A 4224-nucleotide genomic window follows, 5' to 3' on the forward strand; every position below is an offset into this window, starting at 1 on the left:
AAAAGTTATATACTTAGAAGAAATAGATTCTTTAAAAGAACTATTACTTAAAGAAATGGTAAAAAAACAATATTCTAGAGTTATAGTAGAATTTAATGGAACTATGAATTTAAGTATAATAGGTAAAGTTTTTGAGGATAAAGAAATAAGGAAGAATCTTAATTTCTATGGAAATTATTATATTGGAGATAGTAAAAATTTAAAGGCTTATCTTAAAAATTTAGGAGAAATTATAATACCTTTTATTCAATCTAGTAAGTTTATAATCTTAAATAATTTATCAGTAATATCTTTTGATGAACAAAAAGAAATCATTAAGTATATTGAAGAAATAAATAAAACTGCACCAATATTATTTTCAAAGTCCTTAGATATTTTAGAAGAGGAAGTAGTATCATCTAAATATTTTAAAGAAGGAGCTTCAATAAAAAAAATAAAATCAATAATTTATAAAATGGAGGTAGTGAAATGATAAAATGGGCTAATGTATTTATAAGTATGATATTAGAAGCACTACCTTTTATATTAATTGGATCCATAGCTTCTTCTGTTATTCAAGTATATATATCAGAAGATATAGTAAAAAGAATTCTACCTAAAAGTAGAATTATATCAATAATTTTTGCAGCCTTTATGGGGCTTTTTATTCCAATTTGTGAATGTGCTATAGTTCCTATAACTAGAAGTTTAATGAAAAAGGGCATTCCAATTGCTGTTGCAGTTGTTTTTATGCTTACAGTTCCAATAGTAAATCCAGTAGTTATAGCTTCAACTTTTTATGCTTTTAAGGATATAAATATAGTATTAATAAGGGGATTTGGTGGAATTGCTTGTGCTGTAATAATAGGATTGTTAGTTGAAATATTTACCAAGAGAAATGAACAAGTTATTAAAAGTACAAGTGAATATGAAAATATATGTGATTGTGGATGTGAATCAATAGATTATTTTTATAACAAATCAAAGCTTAGACTATGTTTAGAGCATGCTAATAAAGAGTTTTTAAATATATTAAGATACTACATATTTGGATCATTTTTATCTAGTTTGTTTGTTGTAATAGTTAAGGAAGATTTTATAGAAAATTACTCAAAAGGTATAATATTACCTATTATTATAATGATGTTTTTAGCCTTTTTATTATCCTTATGTTCAGAAGCTGATGCATTTATAGCTAAGGGATTTTTAGATTATTTTGGTGTTCCTGCCGTATCAGCCTTTTTAATATTTGGACCTATGTTAGATTTGAAAAATGCTATTATTATATCATCATATTTTAAAAAGTCCTTTGCAGTAAAAATAATAACACTAATATCATTTATTGTACTGGCTTTCTCCATAAGTTTAAGCTTTGTATTTTAGGAGGTTAGTATGAGAAGATTTAATGTAGAAGAATTTATTTGGTTACTAATATTAATTTTATTAACTACTTATATAGGCTATTTAATGAAATCTGGAGAAGTTTACAATTATTTAAGTGTGAAAACTGCAAGAAATTTATATATAGTTCTTTCTATTTTACCTATACTTATTATTGTTCAAGCTATGAAGGTAGTAAGCTTTAATTCAAGAGTAGATACTTCATTAAAATTTATGCCAGTAGTAATTACTCTAATTGTAGGTGTTTTACTTTTATTACGAGGATATATATATAAGGATACTAATAGCAACTTAACAAGTTTTAATAATTTATTTGCTAAAGATGCTATAGAAATTAATCATGAAACTCATCATATTTTAGAAGATTTAGAAGGGGATGGGGAAGAATATCTAAATAAATATATTGTTTTTACAGGCTTTGTTTATAAGTATGAAGGTGATAAATTTATTTTAGGTAGAGAGGAAATGAATTGCTGTGCAGCAGATTCATATATTATAGGCGTTAAAACCTTAGCAAAAGATAAATTTAAAGAGGGGCAGTGGATAAGGGTGTTAGGTAAAATATCCTTTGATGGTGAATACTATTTAGAAGTAGATGAATATATAAAAATTAATCCACCCAATAATATATATTTTTAATTTTTTATGGAAATTAAAAAGTTCAACCCTTTAGATAAATATTACACTTTATAGAGAAAGAGATAAATATTATATTATAGCTACTTATGGGGAGAATTAAGTAGCAAAAAATATAATATCTATCTCTTATTTAAATTAGGTTCAACATGGATAATCAAATCTACCTTTTTATTTAGTTTAGTATTTAATGTACTTTCGATTTCATGAACAAGAGTATGGGCTTCATCTACATTTAAAGTTGAATCTACTTTAATATGCATATCTAAGAAAATATAATCATCATAACCTCTAGATCTTATATTATGAACATCTTCAATAGCTTTAAATTCTTTAAGAATATTTGTTATTACCTCTTCTTCTATCATAATCTTATCCGTTAAAGATGAAATATTATCTTTTATTATCTCATAGGCTGCATGAAGAATGAAAAATGATACTATAAATGAGGCTAATACATCTATTATTGGTGGAAGGCCAAGTTTAACTGTAATAAGTGCAATTAAAACTCCTATAGAAACAAAGATATCACTTTTAGTATGAAGAGAGTCTGCTATTAAAAGATTACTATTAAGTTTATGACCTTGATTATTTTCATATACTGCAACAAATATATTAATTATTAAGGTTATTAATATTATGATTAAACTTTCAATTGTAATATTCATAACAGATGGAACAAACAACTTAACTATTGATGTTTTAATAACATTGAAGCCTAATATAAGTAACATTAAACCAATAGTGATACTTGCTATAGTTTCAAACTTTTTATGTCCATAAGGATGTTCTGTATCTTTAGGCTTTGAAGCTAGGGTAATTCCTATTATTCCTACTATATTTGAAGCACTATCAGAAATAGAATGTAAGCCATCAGCCATAACACTTGAACTATTAATTACAAGGCCTACAATAATTTTAGAAATTGCTACAAATAAATTGGCTAATAAAAGAATAGCTAGAATTTTTTTTACTTTTTTATAGTTATTCTCGATTTTAATTCCTCCTTTTAAATACTACATTTTATAATATTCTTACTAGCCTTAAAAGTTACTACATAGACTTAGAAGTATTTATTAAATTCAATTGGGTAAACTAATGATGAAATTTAGTAAAGGCTGGTGTTTAATTATGACAATAATAAATTTTACTTTATTTAATTTTATACTTTATTCTGTAGTTGGCTTTTTTATTGAAGGAATTTATAGTTATATTATTGATGGGAAATTTAAAAAAGAAGGGTTTTTAAAAGGGCCTTATAAGCCAATGTATGGAATAGCTTTTACTATTTTAGTTCTATTAGATTATTATTACAATCTAAATATTTTAACTAAAGTTATATTATATTTAGTTGTACCAACATCTGTAGAATTTATTAGTGGATATTTACTTTTAAAAATATTTAATAAAAAATATTGGGATTATTCAAATTTAAAATTCAATTTTTTAGGTTTAATAACTTTTAAATTTACTATTTACTGGGCCATTCTTTGTTATATTGGAATAAGATTTTTTCAGCCAGCTATTAATAATTTTTATATAAGTTTAGAAAATATATTTAGAGTATCTAATATTTTTATATTATTAATTATGACTATAGATTTTATTTATACCATAAGTCTTAAGATTAATCTTAAAAAAACAAGGTTGATTAATTCATAGTATTTTTATATGATATAATTAAGAAATTAATTTATAAGAGGAGATAATTATGTCATTTGAATTATTAGATACTAAAGAAACAAAAGTTGATGAAGGGAGAAGTTGCATAATACTATGTAATTTTGACTTAAAAGAAGTTAAGACTTTAAGTAATTTAGCAGGAATGCTTGGAATAAGAGATAAGGTAGTAATAAGCTATAAGAATGGAAATACTTTAGTGAAAGATGTTATAAATGGAAACATATTAAATGATGCAGAAGATGGAATGAAAAGTAAAGCAATAATTTTTAATAATATTCCTGGTGCTAAAATTGGATTACTTATAAGTAATTTAAAAAAGTTTAGACTTAATAATGTCTTGAAGGCTGCAGTTACAGAAACTTCTATGGAGTGGACTGTAGATGTTTTATTAAAGAATTTAGTAGCTGAAAATATGGCAATGAAATCAGGTAAAGAATACGAACATGAAGAATAAATGTGCTGTAGCACAATGTAAAATTAAAAATGTAGAATGTAGAATAAATGAATAAACTCCTATAGGAGTTT

At 24.3% G+C, this 4224-nt stretch carries 6 protein-coding genes; 5 read left to right on the top strand and 1 reads right to left on the bottom strand.

The window, feature by feature from the left end; all coding sequences use genetic code 11:
- From HUJ77_RS11310 to HUJ77_RS11320, 3 genes are all read left to right on the top strand, one after another.
- A partial coding sequence (locus tag HUJ77_RS11310) for a GTP-binding protein (RefSeq protein WP_291708698.1) occupies positions 1–472 on the top strand: 472 nt, incomplete at its 5' end.
- Positions 469–1362, top strand: coding sequence for a permease (locus HUJ77_RS11315; RefSeq protein WP_291708701.1), 894 nt, complete (start codon positions 469–471; stop codon positions 1360–1362). The genes HUJ77_RS11310 and HUJ77_RS11315, both read left to right, overlap by 4 nt.
- Positions 1363–1371: 9 nt before the next feature.
- Positions 1372–2019 (top strand): membrane-spanning protein, encoded by a 648-nt coding sequence (locus HUJ77_RS11320; RefSeq protein ID WP_291708703.1) that lies wholly within the window; start codon positions 1372–1374, stop codon positions 2017–2019.
- 119 nt (positions 2020–2138) lie between these two features.
- On the opposite strand, the gene HUJ77_RS11325 is transcribed toward HUJ77_RS11320, so the two are convergent.
- Positions 2139–3017 (bottom strand): cation diffusion facilitator family transporter, encoded by an 879-nt coding sequence (locus tag HUJ77_RS11325; RefSeq protein WP_366033321.1) that lies wholly within the window; start codon positions 3015–3017, stop codon positions 2139–2141.
- A 130-nt stretch (positions 3018–3147) separates the two neighbouring features.
- On the opposite strand from HUJ77_RS11325, the gene HUJ77_RS11330 reads away from it, so the two are divergent.
- Positions 3148–3678, top strand: a complete 531-nt coding sequence (locus tag HUJ77_RS11330; protein ID WP_291708705.1) for a putative ABC transporter permease — start codon at positions 3148–3150, stop codon at positions 3676–3678.
- 49 nt (positions 3679–3727) lie between these two features.
- Entirely contained in the window at positions 3728–4153 is a 426-nt protein-coding gene (locus HUJ77_RS11335) for a DUF3783 domain-containing protein (protein WP_291708707.1), read from the top strand.
- The last annotated feature ends 71 nt before the right edge of the window (positions 4154–4224 follow it).

This window comes from Clostridium sp. (assembly GCF_021443865.1).
Lineage (GTDB): Bacteria > Bacillota > Clostridia > Clostridiales > Clostridiaceae > Clostridium.